Source organism: Mesorhizobium sp. M8A.F.Ca.ET.057.01.1.1 (genome assembly GCF_003952565.1).
Taxonomy (GTDB): Bacteria; Pseudomonadota; Alphaproteobacteria; order Rhizobiales; family Rhizobiaceae; genus Mesorhizobium.
Map to the genome: position 1 here is coordinate 1,537,624 of NZ_CP034454.1, position 20,570 is coordinate 1,558,193.

20 protein-coding genes and 1 pseudogene are annotated in these 20,570 nt (G+C 64.9%); 11 read left to right on the forward strand and 10 right to left on the reverse strand.

The features are described from left to right. Positions 1–3 precede the first annotated feature (3 nt). The 4 genes from EJ077_RS06840 (at position 4) to clpS (ending at position 1,562) form a co-directional block, all read left to right on the forward strand. Positions 4–303: a hypothetical protein gene (locus EJ077_RS06840; RefSeq protein ID WP_208700660.1), complete on the forward strand. Its 300-nt coding sequence runs from the start codon at positions 4–6 to the stop codon at positions 301–303. Positions 304–342: 39 nt separating this feature from the next. Next, complete coding sequence (locus EJ077_RS06845) at positions 343–651, forward strand: hypothetical protein (protein ID WP_208700662.1); 309 nt, start codon at positions 343–345, stop codon at positions 649–651. A gap of 162 nt (positions 652–813) precedes the next feature. Continuing rightward, on the forward strand, positions 814–1,128 hold the full coding sequence (locus tag EJ077_RS06850; RefSeq protein ID WP_208700664.1) for a hypothetical protein: 315 nt from the start codon (positions 814–816) through the stop codon (positions 1,126–1,128). A gap of 128 nt (positions 1,129–1,256) precedes the next feature. Beyond that, positions 1,257–1,562 (forward strand): ATP-dependent Clp protease adapter ClpS, encoded by a 306-nt coding sequence (clpS, locus tag EJ077_RS06855; protein ID WP_140734332.1) that lies wholly within the window; start codon positions 1,257–1,259, stop codon positions 1,560–1,562. A gap of 176 nt (positions 1,563–1,738) precedes the next feature. On the opposite strand, the gene EJ077_RS06860 is transcribed toward clpS, so the two are convergent. The 4 genes from EJ077_RS06860 to EJ077_RS06875 form a co-directional block, all read right to left on the reverse strand. Further along, a complete protein-coding gene (locus tag EJ077_RS06860) occupies positions 1,739–3,811 on the reverse strand; it encodes a hypothetical protein (RefSeq protein ID WP_208700666.1) in 2,073 nt (690 codons plus the stop codon). Positions 3,812–3,874: 63 nt separating this feature from the next. Continuing rightward, positions 3,875–6,697, reverse strand: coding sequence for a DUF4159 domain-containing protein (locus tag EJ077_RS06865; protein ID WP_208700669.1), 2,823 nt, complete (start codon positions 6,695–6,697; stop codon positions 3,875–3,877). Then, positions 6,694–7,635: a DUF58 domain-containing protein gene (locus tag EJ077_RS06870; protein ID WP_208700671.1), complete on the reverse strand. Its 942-nt coding sequence runs from the start codon at positions 7,633–7,635 to the stop codon at positions 6,694–6,696. The genes EJ077_RS06865 and EJ077_RS06870 overlap by 4 nt, the downstream gene beginning before the upstream one ends. After that, positions 7,635–8,639 (reverse strand): AAA family ATPase, encoded by a 1,005-nt coding sequence (locus tag EJ077_RS06875; protein ID WP_208700673.1) that lies wholly within the window; start codon positions 8,637–8,639, stop codon positions 7,635–7,637. The genes EJ077_RS06870 and EJ077_RS06875 overlap by 1 nt, the downstream gene beginning before the upstream one ends. 158 nt (positions 8,640–8,797) lie before the next feature. Between EJ077_RS06875 and EJ077_RS06880 the strand changes: the two genes are divergently transcribed. Genes EJ077_RS06880 through EJ077_RS06890 form a run of 3 tightly spaced genes read left to right on the forward strand, consistent with a single transcriptional unit; the run spans position 8,798 to position 11,318 of the window. Further along, positions 8,798–9,427 carry a DUF1285 domain-containing protein gene (locus EJ077_RS06880; RefSeq protein WP_208702926.1) on the forward strand — a complete coding sequence of 210 codons (630 nt, stop codon included), beginning with the start codon at positions 8,798–8,800 and terminating at the stop codon, positions 9,425–9,427. Next, entirely contained in the window at positions 9,427–10,059 is a 633-nt protein-coding gene (locus EJ077_RS06885) for a CoA pyrophosphatase (protein ID WP_208700675.1), read from the forward strand. Before EJ077_RS06880 ends, EJ077_RS06885 begins: the two co-directional genes overlap by 1 nt. Next, positions 10,056–11,318 (forward strand): CCA tRNA nucleotidyltransferase, encoded by a 1,263-nt coding sequence (locus EJ077_RS06890; protein WP_208700677.1) that lies wholly within the window; start codon positions 10,056–10,058, stop codon positions 11,316–11,318. The genes EJ077_RS06885 and EJ077_RS06890 overlap by 4 nt, the downstream gene beginning before the upstream one ends. A 48-nt stretch (positions 11,319–11,366) precedes the next feature. Here EJ077_RS06890 and EJ077_RS06895 read toward each other — a convergent pair whose 3' ends face one another. The 4 genes and pseudogenes from EJ077_RS06895 to hemF form a co-directional block, all read right to left on the reverse strand. After that, positions 11,367–12,353 carry a S8 family serine peptidase gene (locus tag EJ077_RS06895; RefSeq protein WP_208700679.1) on the reverse strand — a complete coding sequence of 329 codons (987 nt, stop codon included), beginning with the start codon at positions 12,351–12,353 and terminating at the stop codon, positions 11,367–11,369. 87 nt (positions 12,354–12,440) lie between these two features. Then, a complete protein-coding gene (locus EJ077_RS06900) occupies positions 12,441–13,019 on the reverse strand; it encodes a hypothetical protein (protein WP_208700681.1) in 579 nt (192 codons plus the stop codon). Positions 13,020–13,264: 245 nt separating this feature from the next. Then, positions 13,265–13,450 (reverse strand): DUF1059 domain-containing protein, encoded by a 186-nt coding sequence (locus EJ077_RS06905; protein ID WP_027047304.1) that lies wholly within the window; start codon positions 13,448–13,450, stop codon positions 13,265–13,267. Between the two features lie 151 nt (positions 13,451–13,601). Continuing rightward, positions 13,602–14,515: pseudogene (gene hemF, locus EJ077_RS06910) on the reverse strand (oxygen-dependent coproporphyrinogen oxidase). Positions 14,516–14,647: 132 nt separating this feature from the next. Here hemF and EJ077_RS06915 point away from each other — a divergent pair. Further along, a complete protein-coding gene (locus tag EJ077_RS06915) occupies positions 14,648–14,905 on the forward strand; it encodes a hypothetical protein (RefSeq protein WP_023770299.1) in 258 nt (85 codons plus the stop codon). Here EJ077_RS06915 and soxR read toward each other — a convergent pair. Further along, a complete protein-coding gene (gene soxR / locus EJ077_RS06920) occupies positions 14,902–15,348 on the reverse strand; it encodes a redox-sensitive transcriptional activator SoxR (protein ID WP_208700683.1) in 447 nt (148 codons plus the stop codon). The two genes, EJ077_RS06915 and soxR, sit on opposite strands and share 4 nt — an antisense overlap. Before the next feature lie 129 nt (positions 15,349–15,477). Further along, positions 15,478–15,936 carry a tRNA (cytidine(34)-2'-O)-methyltransferase gene (locus EJ077_RS06925; protein ID WP_208700685.1) on the reverse strand — a complete coding sequence of 153 codons (459 nt, stop codon included), beginning with the start codon at positions 15,934–15,936 and terminating at the stop codon, positions 15,478–15,480. A 283-nt stretch (positions 15,937–16,219) separates the two neighbouring features. Between EJ077_RS06925 and EJ077_RS06930 the strand changes: the two genes are divergently transcribed. The 3 genes from EJ077_RS06930 to EJ077_RS06940 are packed head-to-tail and all read left to right on the forward strand — an operon-like array spanning position 16,220 to position 20,567. Next, positions 16,220–16,741, forward strand: coding sequence for a hypothetical protein (locus EJ077_RS06930; RefSeq protein WP_208700687.1), 522 nt, complete (start codon positions 16,220–16,222; stop codon positions 16,739–16,741). 30 nt (positions 16,742–16,771) lie between these two features. Beyond that, complete coding sequence (locus EJ077_RS06935) at positions 16,772–18,673, forward strand: ABC transporter ATP-binding protein (RefSeq protein WP_208700689.1); 1,902 nt, start codon at positions 16,772–16,774, stop codon at positions 18,671–18,673. Positions 18,674–18,683: 10 nt separating this feature from the next. Next, on the forward strand, positions 18,684–20,567 hold the full coding sequence (locus EJ077_RS06940) for an ABC transporter ATP-binding protein (protein ID WP_208700691.1): 1,884 nt from the start codon (positions 18,684–18,686) through the stop codon (positions 20,565–20,567). Positions 20,568–20,570: the final 3 nt, after the last annotated feature.

Below are 20,570 nucleotides of genomic sequence, written 5' to 3' on the forward strand. Positions count from 1 at the left end.
CCAATGCCAAGATTGTCGGTCAGTTTGTTGGGAGTTTTGCTGGGCCTTGGCCTGCTCGCTGCCGCTGTCGGCCAATCGGATGCAAAGGCGCCGCTCACCCGGAGCGAACGGTGCGCCAATCTCAGCCACCAATTTGATGAAGCCCTCGAAACCCATGCCACGGCAACGCAGGTCACCGCGGCAAAGGCACTTCAGAGAAAGGGCAACCGGTACTGTGCCGCCAAGAAACAGGCGCAGGGCATCCGGATGCTCGCCAATGCTTTGAAGCTGCTTGGAGTGACACCGAACGACCCGGTCCAGTGACACTCGAAATTCGACCCGCATACAAAAGGAAATGAAGCCATGAATAAGTCCATCCTGTCCGCCCTTGGTCTCTCCGTCGCTCTCGCCTTCTCGATGCCGGTTCTCGGCAACGCAGCCGCCACCACGACCGCTGCCCCGGCTGCCGCCACCACGACCACCGCTCCGGCTGCTGCCGCGACGACCACCGCTCCGGCCAAGGCTGCTCCGAAGAAGGTCGCCAAGAAGACCGTCTGCAAGCCGACCAAGAAGCACAAGTGCCCGGTCAAGAAGGCGCCCGCGAAGGCGGCCCCCGCGACGACGGCTCCGGCGACGGCGGCCCCCGCGAAGGCTGCTCCCAAGAAGCCCTGATCAGCTTCGAGGTCAGTTCTAGCAAGGCCGCTCCAGCCGCAAACCGGCTGGGGCGGCCTTCTGCCAAGTGCACGATCGATGAGCTGAACACCGGCGGCTTCCAGCCACGCATCTCGATCGTGCTTAACCCGTTTGCAATGCCGGCCCTGTAGGACAATCCGCATGAAGAAGCGGCCTTCGTCCATTTTTCGCTCCATGGTGATCGGCGGCCTGCTTGCCACCGGCGTCGCCAGGGTGCTTATTCTGCTCACCGCCAGCCCCGTGCCGGACCCTGCAAGCGGGCGCACCGAGCCCTCGCTGTTCGCGCCGGCGATTTCCAGCAACTGGGATTACATCACGCCCGTGCAGGCCTGGCTTTTGATCGTGCTCGCCAGCGTGACGCTGATCTGCGTTGCCGGATGGCCGATCGCCGCATGGCTGGAACGCCGGTCGGATGCCGATGCAAGTCGCCGCATCTTCGGCCGTCAGGGCCGTTGAACCGCGACAGACCATTTCCCACATGATCGTGAAGGACCGGGCATGCCCGCCGACGGTCCGCAAATGGACGATCGCTGCCGGCCGTGGCAAAATGGGACTGAAGCTTGATCGCGAAACAGTCGGTTCGAATGCCTGAAATCACCACAAAACCGCGCGTAAAGGTCAAGCCGCAGACCGAGCGGCCGAAGCTCTACAAGGTCATCCTCGTCAACGACGATTTCACGCCGCGCGAATTCGTGGTGACGGTGCTGAAGGGCGAATTCAAGCTCAGCGAGGACCAGGCGCACCGGGTCATGATCACCGCGCACCGGCACGGCGTCTGCGTGGTCGCGGTCTTCACCAGGGATGTCGCCGAAACCAAGGCGACGCGGGCGACCGATGCCGGCAAGGCCAAGGGCTACCCACTGCTGTTCACGACGGAACCGGAGGAGTAGAGCAGGGCGCTTTTTCCTTCTCCCCTTGTGGGAGAAGGTGGCCTCGCGAAGCGAGGTCGGATGAGGGGTGCTCCAGGAAAAGCCAACGTCTCACTCCGCTGGAACACCCCTCATCCGTCTCGGCGCTGACGCGCCGATCCACCTTCTCCCACAAAGGGAGAAGGGAAGAGCGCCCGCTACCTTCCTTCGCGGTACCACATCGAGCCCATCGCCAGAAGCAGCAGGCCGAGACCGAGGAAGCCGCCGAACAGCGGCACGCGCGACACGGCCTTCAGCACGCTGTCGTCGGTGGTGCGCAGGCCGATCCAGTCGCTGCCCGACGCTTCGCCGGCCGAACGCACCGGTACGATGGAAGGCAGCGTCACGTCGCTGCCCGTGGACGAGGCCAGCCGGCGCACGCTGCCGCCGGTGGCGTCCGCCGGCGCCTTCAGCCGCTCCTGCGTGGAGACGACGTCGGCGAATTCGGGCGCGTTGACCGGGCCGACATGGGCGAGCGCGGTAAGATCCCCATTGGCGACCTGGAAGAGGCCGATCTCGCTGGTCTGGACGCTGCCAAGAAAGACGCCGGGTTCGGATTTGTCGAGCTTGACGGTGAGCGTCTTGCCGGATGGGGTGATGATCTGCGCCGGGCCGGGATCGTCGGCCATGGTCTGGCGGCGGATCTCCAGGACCATGCCGCGTCCCTCGGCGGTCAGCCGTTCTTCCTCGAGCTCGGGCTCCTTCATCAGCCAGTGGGCGATGCGCCGGTAGAGCTGGACATGCGGGCCGCCGCCCTCGAAGCCGCGCGCCCAGAGCCAACCCTGATCGGACAGAAGCATGCCGACGCGGCCTTCGCCCTTGCGGTCGAGGAGCAGGAGCGGCCGGTTGTCGGCACCCTTCATCACCACTTCGCCTTGCGGGTTCTGAACGCCGATGGTTCGGAACCAGCGGCTCCAGTGCGGCGGCTCGGTGGCCGAACCATCGAGGCCGCGCGTCACCGGATGACGCTGGCCGAGTTCGGTGAGGCGGGGATAAAAGGCCTTGTCGACGACCTCGCCGGTCGGCATTGCCGGCAGGGCCGACATCAGCGGCGTGCGCGCGATCGACGCCTCGCCGGCATATTCCGGGCCCGCGGCGATCAGCAGCGCGCCGCCCTTTTCGACATATTCGGAGATGTAGTCGTAGTAGAGGATCGGCAGCACGTCGCGGTGCTGGTAGCGGTCGAAGATGATGAGGTCGAAATCCTTGATCTTCTCGACGAACAGCTCGCGGGTCGGAAAGGCGATCAGCGACAATTCATTGATCGGCGTGCCGTCCTGCTTCTCCGGCGGCCGCAGGATGGTGAAATGGACGAGATCGACCGAAGCGTCGGATTTCAGCAGGTTGCGCCAGGTGCGCTCGCCCGCATGCGGCTCGCCCGAAACCAGCAGCACCCGCAGGTTCTCGCGGATGCCGTCGACCAGCGCGATGGCGCGGTTGTTGGTATCGGTCAGTTCGCCCGGCTCGCGGTCGATGGCCAGTTCGATGATGTTGCGGCCGGCACCCGGGATGGTTACTTGCAGCGGCATGGCCTGGCCGACGGTGGCGTGCTCGACCGAAACCTGCTCGCCATTGACCGAGACCCTGACATCGACCGGTCCGGTCTCGTTTTCGGTCGAAATGACGCGGTAGGTCATGTCGAGCGGCTTGCCGACAAGGCCGAAACGCGGCGCGTTCTCGAAGCGGATGCGGCGATCTTTTTCATGATCGTTGCCGGTGATCAAGGCATGCAGCGGGGCGTTGAAATCGGGCGTGCCCGAGGGCGTATCATGCACCTCGCCATCGGTGATCATGATGGCGCCGCCGATGCGCGAGGGCGGCACGTCGCGGAAGGCGCCTTCCAGCGCGCCGAACAACCGCGTTTCGGTGCGCTCCTCGGCGGCTTCGGACTTGCCGGCTTCGACGACGCGGACGTCGAACTGCTTGAAGCGGCCAAGACGCTGCTGCAGCCCGGCCACTGCCTCGTCGGTCTGTTTGGTGCGGTCGCCAATATCCTGGCTCTGGCTACGGTCGACGATCAGCGCGACGACGCCTTTCAGCGGCTCGCGTTCCTCATTGAGGAACACCGGATTGAAGAGGGCGGCGGCGAGCGCCAGCAGGGCGACGAAGCGCAGGACCGCGCCGCGCTGGCGAAACCACAGGCCGACGAGCGCCAGCAGCGCCAACGGGACCAGCACCAGCGCCAAAAACGGCCAGGATAGAAGCGGTTCGAAGGAGATCGACCAGTTCATGCCCTATCCTCCCGCGCCGGGGGAGGATCGATCATCGTGAGCGGCGCAAGAAAACACATCATCCTACTGCCCCAGACGTTCGAGCAGGATGGGAACATGCACCTGGTCGGATTTGTAATTGCCGGTCAGCATGTACATCATGATGTTGACGCCGGCGCGCAGCGCGTAGACCCGCTGCATCGGGTCGGCGGGCACGGTCGGCAATAGCGGGTCGCCATTCTCGTCGACCGCCCAGGCGCCGGCGAAATCATTGGCGGTGATCATGATCGGCGACACGCCGTCGCCGGTGCGCACCGGCCGGTTGTCGGCATTGCTGGCATCGAGCGATGCCTCGACCCAGAGCGGGCTGCCGGCGAAGCGGCCGGGAAATTCGGGCAGGATGAAGAAGGACTTGGTCAGCACATGGTCCGACGGCACCGGCTCCAGCGGCGGCACGTTGAGGTTGCCGAGAATGTCGCGCAACCGCTCGGTCGCCGGGCTGGTTGAATCGGCGCCGATGCCATTGGCGAACTGGTCGCGCGTGTCGAACAGCACTGTGCCGCCCTGCTGCATATAGGCGTCGATGCGGGCGATGGCCGCCTGGCTCGGCATCGGTGCCGCCGGGTCGATCGGCCAGTAGATCAGGGGATAGAAGGACAGCTCGTCCTTCGAAATGTCGACGCCGGCCGGCGCGCCCGGTTCAAGCGCCGTCTTCTCGATCAGGAAGCGGGTCAGGCCCTCGAGCCCGGCACGGCTGATCGAATCGACACCCGGCACGCCGGTCAGCACATAGGCGATGCGGGTTTTCGAAATTGCCTCGATAGCGCCCTGGTCACCAGGCTTGGCGTCGTCGGCACGGGCAAGGTCGGCGTGACCGAACAGCGCGCCAAGCGCGATCAGCACGGCGGCGGTGGTTGCCGCGGCACCGGCCCGGCGGGGCCGGCGCGAAAACAGACCGCCCATCCACAACACCGCCAGCGTGTCGAGCAGCATCAGCAACAGAGCCGCGGCGACCAGCGCACCCTTCAGGTTGCGCGATTCATCAAAGGCATACTGGATGGTGGTGACGGGCACCGTCACTTGCGGGCGCGCCAGTGGCTCGAAGGTGCTTGCGACGTCGAGCAGATTGTGGGCGAAGACGCCCGTCTCCGAACCATATAAGCCCGGAGGGTTCTCGAAGGTGACCGGCAGCGTGCCAGCGCCCGGCACCAGCGGCCGTGCATCCGATGTCGGCGGCACCAGCGAGCCATCGGCCGCGATCATCCGATAGGGTGCCAGCGACGTGGCAGCGGCTTCGGCATTGGCGACCGCCGCGCCCTGGTTGCGCGAGAGCTGCACGATGCGGCGCAGCATCTCGACGAAGCTGCCCGAGATCGGCAGGTTCGACCACGTCGCCTCGGGCGTGACATGGAACAGCACCAGCGTGCCCTTGCCTTTCTTCAGCCCGGTGACCAGCGGCGTGCCATCGGCAAGGGCGGCCCAGGTGCGCTCGACGATGTCGGGTGTCGGTTCGGCCAGCACCTGCCTGGTCACCGTGACCTCGGTCGGCGGCGCCAGGTCGGCGAACGGGCCGGCCTTGGGAAATTCGGTGACCGGTTGCGGCGAGGTCCATGACAGCGCGCCGCCGAGCGAACGTTCGCCGGTGCGCAGGCGGACAGGCAGCAAATCGTCGTCATTGCCGGCGGCGGCCAGCCGCGAGCCGGCGAAGCGCACCAGCGTGCCGCCATTGTCGACCCAGTCGACCAGCCTTTGCCGAACCTGTGCGGGAATGGTGCCGATATCGGCCATGACGATCATCGCCGGCTTCTGGTCGAGGATCTGCGGGATGGCGTCGGCGAGATCGGCGCTGGAGGGCTCGACCAGATCGGCGAAGGGCTGCAGCGCGCGCCTGATGTAGTAGAGCGGCGACAGAAGCGGCTGCGCCTGGTCGGCCTCGGCTTGCGACAACAGCCCGACACGGCGGCGCTTGGAGCTTTCGTCGAGCACGCGCACGGCACCCGCATGCCGTTCGCCATCGAGCGCGATCGAGGCGAAGTCGTTGCGCAATTCGAACGGCACCGCCATGGTGCCGGTGGCCGCGGCCTTGCCCGGCGCGAAGGTCAGGGTCGCATCGGCGATGCGGCGGCCCTTGTCGTCGAAGGCGCCGGCGGTGACCTGCGCCGGGGCTGGATCGCCGGGCGCGCGGACGGCGGTCAGGGCAAAGCCATCGACCTGGTTTTCGGCAGACGTCAGGCCGGTCAGGGAAAGCCGGTCGGCCACCGCCCAGACGACGCGGGCGGCATTTTTCGACAACAGCGTGTTGAAGGCGGCCTCGTCGCCCTTTGCCGCCAGGCCATCGGCCAGCACGGCGACGCTGGCACCGGGCAAGCCCTCCAGCACGCCAGCGACGCGGGCATAGACGGCGGGCCGGTCGGTCGGGATCGGCCGCGGCTTGGCGGCGCGCAGCCGGTCGAGTGCGGCGGCGGCATCGAAAGGGCCGATCTCCGCATTGGGCTTTTCGGCGGTGAAGGCGATGACGACCGGCACGCCGTTCGAGCCGGCGTCGTTGATCAGCCGCTCGGCGGTGGCGACGCGCTTGTTCCAGTCGGCGGCGCTGGCCCAGTCATTGTCGATGACCAGGGCAAGGGCGGCACCCTCGGCCGGCAGCTTTTCACGCGGATTGAAGACCGGTTCTGCCAATGCCGCGACGACGAGGGCCGCCATCAGCAGCCTGAGCAGCGTCAGCCACCAGGGGCTGCGCTGCGGGGTTTCCTCACGCCTCAGCACACGGGCCAGGATCTTCAGCGGCGGAAACACCTCGGTCTGCGGCTTGGGCGGGGTGAGCCGCAGCAGCCACCAGATCACCGGCAGCGCCAACAGGCCCCACAGCACCATGGGGGCGCCGAAGGAGAGCGGCAGCCAGCTCATGCGACAGCCTTCCCAGGCTTATCGCCATCGGCGGAAATGCCAGGCTTACCGCCATCGGCGGTCATCGCCATGTGCAGGCGCACCAGCGCGTCGGAAGCCAGTCGGTCGGTGTGGTTGACGGTAAAGCTCCAGCCGAGTCGCTTGCACCAACTGGCCAGTTCCTGGCGGCGGGCGGTGTAGAGCAGGCGGTATTCGTCGGCCAGCATTTCGGCGCGGCCCGCAGTCAGCTTGTCGCCGGTCTCGGGATCGGTGAACTCGGTGCGGCCGGCATAGGGGAAAGTTTCCTCGGCCGGGTCGGCGACCTCGATCAGATGGGCGCGCACACCGTGGCGGGCGAGCACGTCGAGCCAGGCCATGGTCTCCTCGACCGGATCGAGGAAATCGCTGGCGATGACGATGTCGCAGAAGCGCCTGATGTCGGAGAGATCGGGTTTTGCCGGCAGCTCGCTGGCATGCATGAGCTGGGCGGCGATGCGCTCGGCGCCGTTGCGGGCGGTGAACGGATCGGTCAGCCCCGGCCAGGCAATGCGCTCGCCGCTGCGCGACAGAAGCTCGGCCATGGCAAGCGTCAGCACCAGGGCGCGCGATTGCTTGGAAACGCCGGCGCCGGTCGATTTGTAGAGCATGGACGGCGAGGGATCGGCCCACAGCCAGACCGTGTGGGCGGCTTCCCATTCACGGTCGCGCACATAGGTGTGGTCGTCGCGGGCCGAGCGGCGCCAGTCGATCCGCGAGGAATCGCCTTCGACATAGGGCCGGAACTGCCAGAAATTCTCGCCGATACCGCGCTTGCGGCGGCCATGCCAGCCGGCGATCACGGTGTTGACGATGCGGCGCGCCTCGACCAGCAGGTCAGGCACGAGCGAAGCCCGCAACCGGCCGCGGGCGAGCGCGTCGCGCGTCGCTGCCGGAGCCTGGACCTCGCCGATACGCGCCATCAAACGCCTTTCACGAGTTTCGCCACCACATCGCGCACGCTGGTGCCTTCGGCACGGGCGGCGAAGGTCAGCGCCATGCGGTGCTGCAGCACCGGCTCGGCCAGCGCCCTGACATCGTCGACCGAGGGCGCCAGCCGTCCGTCGTAGAGCGCGCGGGCCCTGGTGCACAGCATCAGCGCCTGGCTGGCGCGCGGGCCCGGACCCCAGGCGACATGCTTGTCGGTGTCGGCATTGCCCTGGCCCGGACGCGCCGAGCGCACCAGGGTAAGGATCGCCTCGACGACGCTTTCGGGCACCGGCATGCGGCGGATCAGTGTCTGGATCTCCTTCAGCCGTGCCGGCTGCAGCACGTTGGTGGCCTTGGCGTCCTCGACGCCGGTGGTTTCCAGAAGGATGCGGCGCTCGGCCTCGATTTCGGGGTAGAGGATGTCGACCTGCATCAGGAAGCGGTCGAGTTGGGCTTCGGGCAGCGGGTAAGTGCCTTCCTGCTCCAGCGGGTTCTGCGTCGCCAGCACATGGAAGGGCGAGGGCAGATCGTAGCGCGCGCCGGCAATGGTGACGTGATATTCCTGCATCGCCTGCAGCAGCGCCGATTGCGTGCGCGGCGAGGCGCGGTTGATCTCGTCGGCCATCAGCAGCTGGGCGAAGATCGGGCCGGAAATGAAGCGGAAGGAGCGCTTGCCGGTCTCGTCCTGCTCCATGACCTCGGAGCCGAGGATGTCGGACGGCATCAGGTCGGGCGTGAACTGGATGCGGCGTGAATCGAGCCCGAGCACGACGCCCAGCGTCTCGACCAGCTTGGTCTTGGCCAGGCCCGGCACGCCGACCAGAAGCGCGTGACCGCCGGCCAACAGCGCCACCAGGGTGCGCTCGACGACGTGCTCCTGGCCGAAGATCACCCGGCCAACCCCGTCACGGATCCTGGAGATGTCGGCAAGCGCCTTCTCGGCCTCGGCGACCATGTCCGTTTCGCTAATCGGGCTTTCCTTGACCATCACGCTCATGCCGCATCGATCCCTTTGGTTGGAAATGCCATGGTTTGGAAATACTGGCCCGCACCATACCATAGGTTGCCGCGATTCGGCCTCGCGGGGCGCCTATGCTGGAACTTAAATCACAGACTTAGGCTGACAAGCGGAACAACAGTGACTATTTCGTGACGATGAGCGAACACCACGAACATCGCCAACAAAGCCTTACGCAGGCCACCGAAGCTCGAGGCCTCGAGGCGCTGATCTCGCGCGCGGCCCGTGCCGGCAAGGGCGCGGCGCCCGTCGAACGCTGGAATCCCGACTTTTGCGGCGATCTCGACATGGAGATCAAGGCCGACGGCACCTGGTTCTACCTGGGCACGCCGATCGGCCGGATGCCGCTGGTGCAACTTTTCTCCTCCGTGCTGCGCAAGGACGCCGACGGCAGGACCTATCTGGTGACGCCGGTGGAAAAGGTCGGCATCCGCGTCGCCGATGCGCCGTTCATCGCCGTCGAGATGGATGTTTCGGGCGAAGGCGAGGATCAGGTCATCACCTTCCGCACCAATGTCGGCGACGTGGTCGAGGCCGGGCCGGAGCGGCCGCTGCGCTTCGTCGACGAGAACGAGACCGGCGGTTTGAAGCCCTATCTGCTGGTGCGCGGCAGGCTGGAGGCGCTGGTGGCGCGGCCCGTCATGTACGAGCTGGTCGGGCATGGCGAGGAGATCGAGATCGACGGCCGGACGATGTTTTCGGTGCGCTCGAACAATGCCGTGTTTCCGATCATGCCGGCGGATCAGTTGAAGCGGTTGAGCGCGTGATGGACCAGGTATCGCCGGCGCCGTTCTCATCGGCGGATTTTCGCGCGCGCTTTGCCGCGCAGCCGGACGCGCATGCCGGCGACGACTATGGCGATCACCGCTTCAATCCCGGCCACCCACGCCTCAACCCGGGCAAGCCGCTGCGCAATGCGGCGGTGCTGATCCCGGTGGTCGACCATGACGGCGAGGCGACGGTTCTCCTGACCAAACGGGCCGAGAGACTGCGCAATCATTCCGGGCAAGTGGCTTTCCCGGGCGGCACGATCGATGCGACCGACACGAGCCCGGAGGCGGCGGCGCTGCGCGAGACCTTCGAGGAGATCGGCCTTGGCCAGGATCGTATCGAGGTCATCGGCCGCATGCCGGATTACGTTGCCGGCAGCGGCTACCGCATCGCGCCGGTGCTCGGCATCGTGCGGCCGGGTTTCCAATTGGCTTTGAACGCCGACGAGGTCGATGCCGCCTTCGAGGTGCCGCTGCGCTTCCTGATGGACGCCGCCAATCACAAGCGCGACAGCCGCATGTGGAACGATCTCGAATGGTTCTTCTACGACATGCCCTATGGCGACCGGCGCATCTGGGGCGTCACCGCCGGTATCATCCGTACGCTCTATGAAAGGCTCTATGCGTGAGTGTTTCGATCGCGGACAGGGCCGACTGGCTCTCCGACAAGCATCTGCAGCGCCTGCTTGGCGCGCTCACCGAAGGCGGTGAAGAGGCGCGTATCGCCGGCGGCGCCGTGCGCAACGCGCTGATGGGCCAGCCTGTCGCCGACGTCGACATCGCCACCTCTTGCCTGCCGCAGGAGACCATCCGCCGCGCCGAGGGCGAAGGCTTCAAGGCGGTGCCGACCGGCATCGAGCATGGCACGATCACGGTGGTTGCCGGCGGCAAACCCTACGAGATCACCACCTTGCGCGCCGACGTCGAGACCGATGGCCGCCGCGCCAAGGTGTCTTTCGGACGCGACTGGAAGCTCGACGCCGAGCGGCGCGACTTCACCATCAACGCGCTCTACGCGGAGGCCGACGGACGGGTTGTCGACCTTGTCGGCGGCATCGCCGACATCGAGGCGCGCCGGCTGCGCTTCATCGGCGACCCGGAGGCGCGCATCCGCGAGGATTATCTGCGCATCCTGCGCTTCTTTCGTTTCTTTGCCTGGTATGGCGACGGCCGGCCGGACGCCGAGGGGTTGAAGGCCTGCGCCCGGCTGAAGGACGGCCTTGGCCAGCTCTCGGCCGAGCGCGTCTGGTCCGAGTTGAAAAAGCTGTTGTCGGCCCCCGATCCGTCGCGCGCACTGCTGTGGATGCGCCAGGCTGGTGTCCTGACCGCCACGCTGTCGGAAAGCGAGAAATGGGGTATCGATGCCATCCACGGGTTGACCAAGGCCGAGAAAGACCTGGGCTGGGCGGTGGATCCGATGCTGCGGCTGGAGGCGATCGTGCCGCCGGATGCAGCGCGCATGAAGACGCTGGCCGAGAGGCTCAGGTTCTCGACCGCCGAAGCCGACCGCATGCTCCACTGGGCGCTTACCACGGCCGTCGAGCCGAAGACGACCGAGGGCGAACTGGCGAAACGGCTCTATCGCGGCGACCGGCAAGGGTTTGTCGACCGCCTGCGGCTGTCGCTTGCCGCGGCGCGGGTGCGCGCCGTCGAGGACAATGACGCATTGCTTCAAGCGGGCGGCTTTTCGCGCCTGCTTGCCTTCGCGCTCAAATGGGAACGGCCCGAGTTTCCGCTCAGAGGGGCCGATCTGACGGCGCTCGGCGCAAAGCCGGGGCCGAAGCTCGGCGAAATCCTCAAGAATCTCGAAGCCGAATGGGTCGAGGCGGGATTTGCGGCTGATCGCGGCACGTTGCTCGAACGCGCCGCGCAAGCCCTTGAAACGTAGGCCGGAGCCGCCCGGTCTCCGCCGGTGTTGCCCTGCTGTTCCGTTCTGCTACTTGATCGACAGCGGAGCGAGGGCGCGCGAAAGGCTTGCCTCGCCCTTGCCATAGACGGAGGCGTTATAGTTGGCCAGCGTGTCGGTCCGGGCCGTATTCAGCAACTGGTTGGTGATCTGGGTCGGCGTTGCCTTGGTGAACTTGCTGCCGACGATGGCGGCGTAGCCGGCAACGATCGGCGCGGCGAAAGAGGTGCCGTAAAGGCCGGTCTTGTCCCCGGTGACACCCACGACCAGGAAATGGCTCTGCACAGCCGTGTTGGAACCGGCGGTATTGGAGTACCAGGCCATGGTGGCCTTGTTCGACGTCGTGCCGTTGCTGTTGAGCGCGCCGACGAAAATCGCGGATGCCTTTCCGACCAAAGCGAGGTCGAGATAATCCTGCTGGCCACTGGTGACGCCGCCCACGGCAACCGCGTCGTTGCCCGCCGCCTTCGAAACCACGGCCGTTCCCTTGGTGGCATAGGAGATGATGGAGGCTTCCTCGGCGCTCCATCCGATCTGGCTTGGGCTGTAGCCTGCCTTGGCGTACATGCCATAGCTCAGATTGAGCACGTTCAGGCCCGGCGCCAGCGCGACCGATGAACTGGTGGAAAAATCTTTCGACCTTATCGTCGCCAGCGGCGCGATCATGCTGGCTTCTTCGCGGGTCCATTCGCCATGGCGCTGGGTCTGCGTGCCGATGCCGAAATTGCCGCTGAACTTCGAGGTGCTGGAGAAGTCGTCGACGATCGTGATGGTGACGCCTTGGCCCTTGTAACCGGCGCGCCATGCGGCCCCGACATCCGGGCTCATCCAGTTTTGCAAGGTCTGCGACGTGGCCGCCGGCAGGGTCGCGCTCAGGCATATGGATGCGTTGGATTGACCGCCGACGCAGAGCGCGGACAGCGGATCAGGACCGACTGCTTCCTGAGCCATGGCAATCGATGCCGGCAGGAGGGCGAGGGCCGTGGCAATAGCGAATTTCCAATGCGCATTTGACATGTTTTTACCCCGGTTCAAACAAGAGCTAGGACGGACGATCGCGAATCTCCCGCGGCTACGCGACATCTCGTGCCCGGCCCCTCGCGATCAGAAAGTAACACGGTAATTCAGCCACAGATGCTGGCTCTCCGGTTTAGCGTTAACCAGATATTTCAAGGTTTCATCGGGTGCCATCTCCCCGGCGGCGAGCCGGCAGTTGACGCTGAAGGTGCCCAAATCGCCATAATCGGCCTGGCAGGGCTTTTCGCTGAGCTTGCCGCCGAAGGTCGTGGTGAACGACAGGGACAGGATGCTGTTCGCGCTCGGATGCAGCTGTGTGAGGAAACCAAGCTTGAGGCTGGGCGCGATGCGATACTTCTCGCCTTGTTCCCCGGTGCCAAATCCCCAAAGGATACCGGTGTCCTGCGTGATCTGCGTCATCAGGTCCACATGCATGTCGACCCAGTTTGTCTGGTACCACTGGTTGAACGAGACCCGGCTTCCGGTCTGCAGTTCATACCCGCCGTCACCCAGGCCTCTCGCCTTGTCGCTGAGCGGCGAGCCCTGATGGATGTCGATGAGCGATGTCGTCATTTCCTGGGCAATCGCCGGCGACGCGCCAAGGAGCGCCCACGACAGGAGCGCCATTGCGCACAAACTCGCACGATCGCCGGACTTTTCGCGCATGCGCGAACACCTCGCCCACCGATTCCGGACCAGTGCCTGGCGGCGACGGGCTTCTCTGGCAGCCCCCTGTAGTCTGGAAATCAGTCCGACGATCGCACGGGTTCGGTTACCGCGCGGTTTATTTTAGCTGGAGCAAATATAATTTTTTGAGATGCAGGCAGTGTCTCGCAATTAAATCGACGCGACGCGCGTTACCCGAGCGCACCGCGGTTCTTTTGCGATTACCTAAAAACCCCCGCCGCACCCTACGCGGCGTCGCGGACCTTCTCGATGCGCGAGCGGATCGCCTCGATCATCGTCTCACGGATGGTCGTCTCGCCATGCGTCTCGCGCATATGCTCGACGGCGCGGCGCATCACCTCGGCCTCCTCGTCGGCACGTGTGTGCCATTCGCAACCGGGAACGAGCGACCCGCAGTGAAATTGCTTCATGGGATTTCTCCTCTTGCTCCATGGAGCCGGTCGAGGCTCCGCCATTTTTGGCTTACGGTCGAATTGTCAGACGTAAGCGGGGCGAAAACTATAACACGGGAGGGGCGGCATGGTTGCATCAAAGCATCGTGCGTCCCGCCGCCCGCCCAGGTCATGGCCAGCGCACCTCCGGCGGCAGGCTGGAAAGGATCGAGGCGACGTTGCCCCCGGTCTTCAGCCCGAAGATGGTGCCGCGATCGTGCAGCAGGTTGAATTCGACGTAGCGGCCGCGGCGGATGAGCTGTTCGTCGCGGTCGCCATCGGTCCAGTTCTCGTTGAAGTTGGCGCGCACCAGGTGGCCGTAGACGACGAGGAACGAACGCCCGACATCCTGGACGAAATTGAAATCGGCGTTCCAGCCGCCCTTCTCCTCGCCCGAATGCAGCCAGTCGAAGAAGATGCCGCCGGTGCCGCGCGGCTCGTTGCGGTGCGGCAGGAAGAAGTACTCATCGCACCAGGCCTTGAATTTCGGATAGTCGGCGACGTCGGCATTCTTCTCGCAAGCGAACTGCATGGCGCGGTGGAAGGCCGTCGTGTCGGGATCATCCTGCGTGCGGCGGCGGTCGAGCACCGGCGTCAGGTCGGCGCCGCCGCCGAACCATTGCCTGGATGTGACCACCATGCGGGTGTTCATGTGCACGGCCGGAACGTTGGGATTCCACGGGTGCGCGATTAGCGAAATGCCCGATGCCCAGAAGCGCGGGTCTTCCTCGGCGCCGGGCATCTGCTTCCTGAACTCGGGCGAGAACTCTCCATAAACGGTCGAAGTGTGAACGCCGACCTTCTCGAAGACGCGGCCATGCATCATCGACATGGTGCCGCCCCCGCCCTTGCCCTGATCGCGTTCCCACGGCGTCTTTTCGAAGCGGCCGGGCGACCATGAGGCGAGCGGCCCCCAAGGTCCTGCTCGATCTGCTCGAAAGCGCCGCAGATGCGCTCGCGCAGCGCCTCGAACCAAAGCCGGGCCTTCATCATCTTCTCTTCGATGTCGGCGGGCAGGCCTGCCGGTATTTCGGGTCGTTCCAAGTGCCGTCTCCGGTTGTGGGCCACCCGTCGTGGGGATTCCCGATAAATGACTCGTCTTTTGCCGGCGCGATCCCTAATCTCTTAGGGATCAGGGTCAAGTCCCGTCTGATTTAGGGTGTAAGGAGTTGCTTCATGCGCACCCCGGCAAGACCGCCGCTGGATGGCCTGAAGAAAAGGCTCGACCAAAGCCGGGCCGAGCGCGCGCGCATGCCGCGCGACGGCTTTTTGCGCGAGACGTTCGTCCTGCCGCGCTCCGATGCCCGCTTGAAGGCCAAGGAATGGTTCGAGCGCTTTCCCAAGCAGGCCTACTGGACCGAGATCGAAAGCTGGTTCGAGCGCCCGGGCGATCTGATCGAGTTCACGATCAGGCGCCTGCCGGCGGCGGATTAACGCTCGACCAACAGCCGTCTCGCCCCCGTTCCCTCCCTGGCCAGCCGGTCGCCCTTGTTCCTCAGCGGGCATTTGTCGATCGACATGCAGCCGCAGCCGATGCAGTCGCTCAGCCCGTCGCGCAGTTTCTTCAGCTGGCTGATTTTCTGATCGAGGCTATCGCGCCAAGCCGTTGAAAGCAGATTCCAATCCTCGCGCGTCGGCGTGCGGCCTTCAGGTAATGATTCAAGTGCGGCACCGATCTCCGCGAGCGTAATGCCGACCTCCTGGGCAATCCGGATTACGGCCACGCGTCGCAGCACATCGCGGCCGTAGCGGCGCTGGTTGCCGGAGGTGCGGTGGCTGCGGATCAGCCCGCGGGCTTCATAGAAATGCAGCGCCGACACCGCCACGCCGCTGCGCGCGGCCACCTGGCCGACCGTCAATTCGGTTACCGGCGCCATCTTCGTACTTTCCGCTTGACCTCAAGTTAAGTTGAGCTTGTAGCCAAGAAAGCTTGGATGTGCAAACGAAGGAGAAGGCGGATGTGCGCCTGGGCAAAAATCATCGCGGACGGCGCTGCCGGCGATCCCCTATCCGAGCTGCCGGATGGCTTCGCCCGCCACCATGGCCACGGAAAGAGCGACGTTGAGGCTGCGCGCGGTGGGCTGCATCGGGATTGTCAGCCGAACATCCGCCGCCTGATGGACTGGTTCCGGCACGCCCGCGGATTCGCGGCCAAACAGGAGGATGTCGCGGTCGGTGAAGCTGAAGTCGGTATAGGGGGCCGTAGCCCTGGTCGACAGCAACACCAGCCGGTCCGCGCGGGCCTTGCGCCACTCCTCGAAGGCGTTCCAGTCGACATGCCGGGTCAGGGCAGCCATTTCGAGGTAGTCCATGCCGGCGCGTTTGAGCGCTCTGTCGGAAAGCGGAAAGCCGGCCGGCTCGATGATGTCGACGCCAAGGCCGAGGCAAGCGGCGAAGCGCAGGATTGTCCCGGTATTGCCGGCAATGTCAGGCTGGTAGAGCGCGATGCGGAGACCACGGTTCACTTTCGCGTCCTTCTAATAAGTGGCAGATCGGCCACAGCAGCTTCCTGGTTTTGGAAATTCCTGGACCTGCGGGTGGCCATTTTTTTCGAAGTCGGGTATACGACCAGCATTGTCAACCCGAACCGATGGAGGGGTAATTCATGATGACCATGCACATCCAGCGCCCCACCCGTGGGCTTACTTGCGCCCTGGCGGTTTCGGTACGACGTTTCTCCTGATCTTTTAGGCACTTCCGCACCGATCTCCGCCGAAACCATACCCTGGTCTTCGAAGGAATCCTGCGATGTTTTTCAAGCTGCCGAAGGGGCCGATGGCCCCGTCCCAATGCGTCCCGACTGATCCGCCGCCGACCCCGCGGCACGATCTCGATCATCCTTTTTATCTCTATTTCAACACGGAGGACGGACCGATGTTCGATCCATACAGAATACCGGGCTCGAGGAGCCTGCATATCCACCGGCTGCCGACCTGGGCGCTGCTGATCGGCGAAACCTATTCGTCGGCGGTTCATGCCGAAGTGCGCCGGCGTCCGCATCGCGGCATGTTGCCGGATGTCGATTTCTCGCACGCGGTTCCCGACCCGAGCCGACCGTCGCTGGTGCGCCGCATCATCCGGCTGATCCGACCGGGCGCAAAAAACCGCACTGGTGGCACCGTGTCGTCAGCATCGACAAAGGTGGCTGTCGGCGAAAAGCCGGCGAGCCCCTATATTGCGCGAAGCAGGGCCGACGCTCCGGATGATTCCGGAGCGTCGGCCCTCGACGCCATGCGGTCCGAGGACTTTGTACGTCGCCAAGCCGCGTAAGCGGAAAACAGATTTTACAGGCATGCCCTAATGTTGTTGTTTAGCTGGTTTGAAAGAAGGCTCGATCCGTTCCCGGCCGCGGAACCGGTCGAACCGCCCAAGACGCTGGTTGCCTTCTGCCTGCATTATACGCGCGGCGCATGGCCCTATATCCTGGTCGATGCGGTGCTGGTGGCGGCCATCGCCATCGCGGAAGTGTGGATGTTCGGCTTCCTTGGCCGCATCGTCGACTGGCTGTCGGGGCAGAACCGCGAGACCTTCCTGCAGACGGAGGGCTGGAAGCTCGCCGGCATGGCGTTCATCGTGCTGTTCGCGCTGCCCGGCACGGTTTGGCTGCATTCGTTGCTCAACCAGCAGACCCTGATGGGCAACTATCCCATGCGCATCCGCTGGCAGGTGCATCGCTACCTGCTCAAGCAATCGATGAGCTTCTACCAGGACGAATTCGCCGGCCGCATCGCCACCAAGCTGATGCAGACGGCACTCGCCGTGCGCGAATGCGTCATCAAGGTGATCGACGTCCTGAACTACGTCATCGTCTATTTCCTCGGCATGCTGCTGATCGTCGGTTCGGCCGACTGGCGGCTGGCCGCGCCGCTCGGCGTCTGGCTGGTCGGCTACATCCTGTTGCTGCGCTTTTTCATCCCGCGCCTGGGCAAGGTCGGCGAGGAGCAGGCCAATGCGCGCTCGACCATGACCGGCCGCGTCGTCGACAGCTACACCAACATCCAGACGGTAAAGCTGTTCAGCCATTCGCGCCGCGAGGCCGCCTTCGCCAGGGAAGGCATGATGGGCTTCCTCGACACGGTCTACCGGTCGATGCGGCTGGTGACGGTGCTGTTCGGCTCGCTCTACATACTGAACGCGCTTCTGCTGTTCTCGGTCACCGCCATCTCGCTGTGGCTGTGGATGGGGCAAGCAGTGACGATCGGCGCGGTCGCCGTGGTCATTGGCCTGGTGCTCCGGATGTGGGGCATGTCGCAGTGGATCATGTGGGAAATGTCGGGCCTGTTCGAGAATATCGGCACGGTGCAGGACGGCATTGCCTCCATCTCGCTGCCGCGCCTCGTCGAAGACAGGCCGGATGCCAAGGAGATCAACGTTTCCAAAGGCGATATCCGCTTCGAGGACATCCGCTTCCACTACGGCAAGCAGAAGGGCGTCATCGAAAACCTGTCGCTGGCGGTGAAACCGGGCGAGAAGGTCGGCATTGTCGGACGCTCGGGCGCCGGCAAGTCGACGCTGGTCAACCTCCTCCTGCGCTTCTACGATTTGGAGTCCGGCCGGATCCTGATCGACGGCCAGGAGATCGCCGGCGTGAAGCAGGATTCGCTGCGCGCCCAGATCGGCATGGTCACGCAGGATACCTCGCTGCTGCATCGTTCGGTGCGCGACAACATACTTTATGGCCGGCCCGATGCCAGCGACGAGATGTTGCTCGAGGCGGCGCGGCGGGCCGAGGCGCTGGATTTCATATCAGCGCTTTCGGACCATAGCGGCCGCAAGGGTTTCGATGCCTATGTCGGCGACCGTGGCGTCAAACTGTCCGGCGGCCAGCGGCAACGCATCGCCATTGCTCGCGTTATGTTGAAGGACGCCCCTATTCTTATCCTTGACGAAGCGACTTCGGCGCTCGATTCCGAGGCGGAAGCCGCCATCCAGGAGAATCTCTACAAACTCATGCAGGGCAAGACTGTCATCGCCATCGCGCACCGGCTGTCGACCATCGCGGCGATGGACAGGCTCGTCGTGATGGACCAGGGCCGCGTCATCGAGGAGGGGTCGCACGAGGAACTGGTCGCCAGCGGCGGGCTCTACGCGCAGCTCTGGCAGCGCCAGTCGGGTGGATTCCTGCTCGACGACGGCCCGGTCGGCGCCGCCAACCACAGTGTCGCCAACGACATTGGCGCGAAGGGGCAAGCCGCAGAATGATGGCCGCCGCATGATGACAGCCGTCTACCGCTGGTTCGAATCCTGGGTCTATCCGTTCAGGGAGCCGGCGCATCTTCGGCCACCGGCCAGCGTCGCCGGCTTCCTATGGCACTATGTCGGCCAGGCGAAGTTCGCCTTCTTCGCTATGCTGGTCGTCGGCGGGATCGCGCCGCTGGTCGAGGCCGGGCTGTTCTATTTCGTCGGGCGGCTGGTCGATATTCTCGACCAGTTGCCCGGCGAGCGGAGCTGGCATGCATTATGGACCGCCGCCGGCCCGGAACTGATGTTCATGGTCGCGGTGGTGCTGGTCCTCCGCACAATGGTCGTCGGGTTGTCGGCGCTGGTCGACGAACAGACGATCACGCCCGGCTTCTACAATCTGGTGCGCTGGCAGGCGCACCGGCACGTCTCGCGCCAGTCCTACGCCTTCTTCCAGAACGATTTCGCCGGCCGGATCGCGACGAAAGTCTGGCAGGCGGGGCAGGCGACCGGCGACCTGATGGAGAGCTTCATCGAGGTCGTCTGGTTCATGATCGTCTATACGGCGACGACGCTTGCGCTGGTCGCGGGGCTCGATCTCAGGCTGGCGGCATTGGTGGTGATCTGGATCACCGCCTTTGGCTTTCTGGCCAGGCGCTATCTGCCGGCGATCCGCAAGCACGCCGAAGCGACCGCCGAGGCGGGCTCGATGATCAATGGCCGCATCGTCGATTCCTACTCCAATGTGCAGACGCTGAAACTGTTCGCGGCCGACGGCGACGACCGCTACATCAGGAACGGCTTCGACATCTATCTCGACGCATTGCGCCCCTTCACCCGCCGGTTGACCGGCGTGCGCATGGCGCTGACGACGCTGTCGGGCATCATGATCACCGCGATCGGCTGCTTTGCGGTCTATCTCTGGGTCGAGAGCTCGATCACCGTCGGCGCCGTCGCCTTCACGCTGTCGCTGGTGCTGCGCCTCAACATGCTGCTCGGCCGGCTGATGATGCAGATGAACAGCATCTTGCGAAACCTCGGCGTGCTGGAGAACTCCAAGGCGCTGATCTCGCAGCCGCTCGGCCTGACCGACGTACCGGACGCGAAAGAGCTGGTCGTGACGGGCGGACGCATCGACGTGAAGAATGTCGAATTCCACTACGGTAAGGGGTTTGGCGTGCTGAACGGCATCGACCTTGTCGTCAGGCCGGGCGAGAAGGTCGGGCTGGTCGGGCCGTCGGGCGCCGGGAAGACGACGCTGGCCAACCTGATCCTGCGCCTCTACGACCTCGAAAGCGGCCAGATAACCATCGACGGCCAGGATATCTCCGGTGTGACGCAGAATTCGCTGCGCGCCAATATCGGCGTCGTAAGCCAGGACACCGCCCTATTCCATCGCTCGCTGCGCGACAACATCAAGCTCGGCATGCCCGACGCGACCGACGCGCAGGTGATCGCGGCGGCAGGGAAGGCCGAGGCCCACGAATTCATCCTGAGCTTGCGCGACAACAGGGACCGGCAGGGCTACGAAGCCTTTGTCGGCGAACGCGGCGTCAAGCTGTCGGGCGGCCAGCGCCAGCGCGTGGCGATCGCCCGCGTCTTCCTCAAGGACGCGCCGATCCTCATCCTCGACGAGGCGACGTCGGCGCTCGATTCCGACATCGAGGCGGCGATCCAGGAGAATCTGACGCGGCTGATGGAGAACAAGACCGTGATCGCCATTGCCCACCGGTTGTCGACGATCGCGGCACTTGACCGCCTGGTGGTGCTCGACGGCGGCCGCATCGTCGAGCAAGGCACGCATGACGAGCTGGTGGCGCTCGACGGCCTCTATGCCCGGCTGTGGAAGCGCCAGTCCGGCGGCTTCCTCTATCACGAGGAAAGCGTGCTCGAAGAGACGCGGCCGGCGGAGTAGGCG

Excerpts from the sequence above, each read along its gene's own strand:
- EJ077_RS06840 (WP_208700660.1), top strand. The coding sequence starts at position 4 with ATGCCAAGATTGTCGGTCAGTTTGTTGGGAGTTTTGCTGGGCCTTGGC.
- EJ077_RS06845 (WP_208700662.1), top strand. The coding sequence starts at position 343 with ATGAATAAGTCCATCCTGTCCGCCCTTGGTCTCTCCGTCGCTCTCGCC.
- EJ077_RS06850 (WP_208700664.1), top strand. The coding sequence starts at position 814 with ATGAAGAAGCGGCCTTCGTCCATTTTTCGCTCCATGGTGATCGGCGGC.
- clpS (WP_140734332.1), top strand. The coding sequence starts at position 1,257 with ATGCCTGAAATCACCACAAAACCGCGCGTAAAGGTCAAGCCGCAGACC.
- EJ077_RS06860 (WP_208700666.1), bottom strand. The coding sequence starts at position 3,811 with ATGAACTGGTCGATCTCCTTCGAACCGCTTCTATCCTGGCCGTTTTTG.
- EJ077_RS06865 (WP_208700669.1), bottom strand. The coding sequence starts at position 6,697 with ATGAGCTGGCTGCCGCTCTCCTTCGGCGCCCCCATGGTGCTGTGGGGC.
- EJ077_RS06870 (WP_208700671.1), bottom strand. The coding sequence starts at position 7,635 with ATGGCGCGTATCGGCGAGGTCCAGGCTCCGGCAGCGACGCGCGACGCG.
- EJ077_RS06875 (WP_208700673.1), bottom strand. The coding sequence starts at position 8,639 with ATGAGCGTGATGGTCAAGGAAAGCCCGATTAGCGAAACGGACATGGTC.
- EJ077_RS06880 (WP_208702926.1), top strand. The coding sequence starts at position 8,798 with ATGAGCGAACACCACGAACATCGCCAACAAAGCCTTACGCAGGCCACC.
- EJ077_RS06885 (WP_208700675.1), top strand. The coding sequence starts at position 9,427 with ATGGACCAGGTATCGCCGGCGCCGTTCTCATCGGCGGATTTTCGCGCG.
- EJ077_RS06895 (WP_208700679.1), bottom strand. The coding sequence starts at position 12,353 with ATGTCAAATGCGCATTGGAAATTCGCTATTGCCACGGCCCTCGCCCTC.
- EJ077_RS06900 (WP_208700681.1), bottom strand. The coding sequence starts at position 13,019 with ATGCGCGAAAAGTCCGGCGATCGTGCGAGTTTGTGCGCAATGGCGCTC.
- EJ077_RS06905 (WP_027047304.1), bottom strand. The coding sequence starts at position 13,450 with ATGAAGCAATTTCACTGCGGGTCGCTCGTTCCCGGTTGCGAATGGCAC.
- EJ077_RS06915 (WP_023770299.1), top strand. The coding sequence starts at position 14,648 with ATGCGCACCCCGGCAAGACCGCCGCTGGATGGCCTGAAGAAAAGGCTC.
- soxR (WP_208700683.1), bottom strand. The coding sequence starts at position 15,348 with ATGGCGCCGGTAACCGAATTGACGGTCGGCCAGGTGGCCGCGCGCAGC.
- EJ077_RS06930 (WP_208700687.1), top strand. The coding sequence starts at position 16,220 with ATGTTTTTCAAGCTGCCGAAGGGGCCGATGGCCCCGTCCCAATGCGTC.
- EJ077_RS06935 (WP_208700689.1), top strand. The coding sequence starts at position 16,772 with ATGTTGTTGTTTAGCTGGTTTGAAAGAAGGCTCGATCCGTTCCCGGCC.
- EJ077_RS06940 (WP_208700691.1), top strand. The coding sequence starts at position 18,684 with ATGATGACAGCCGTCTACCGCTGGTTCGAATCCTGGGTCTATCCGTTC.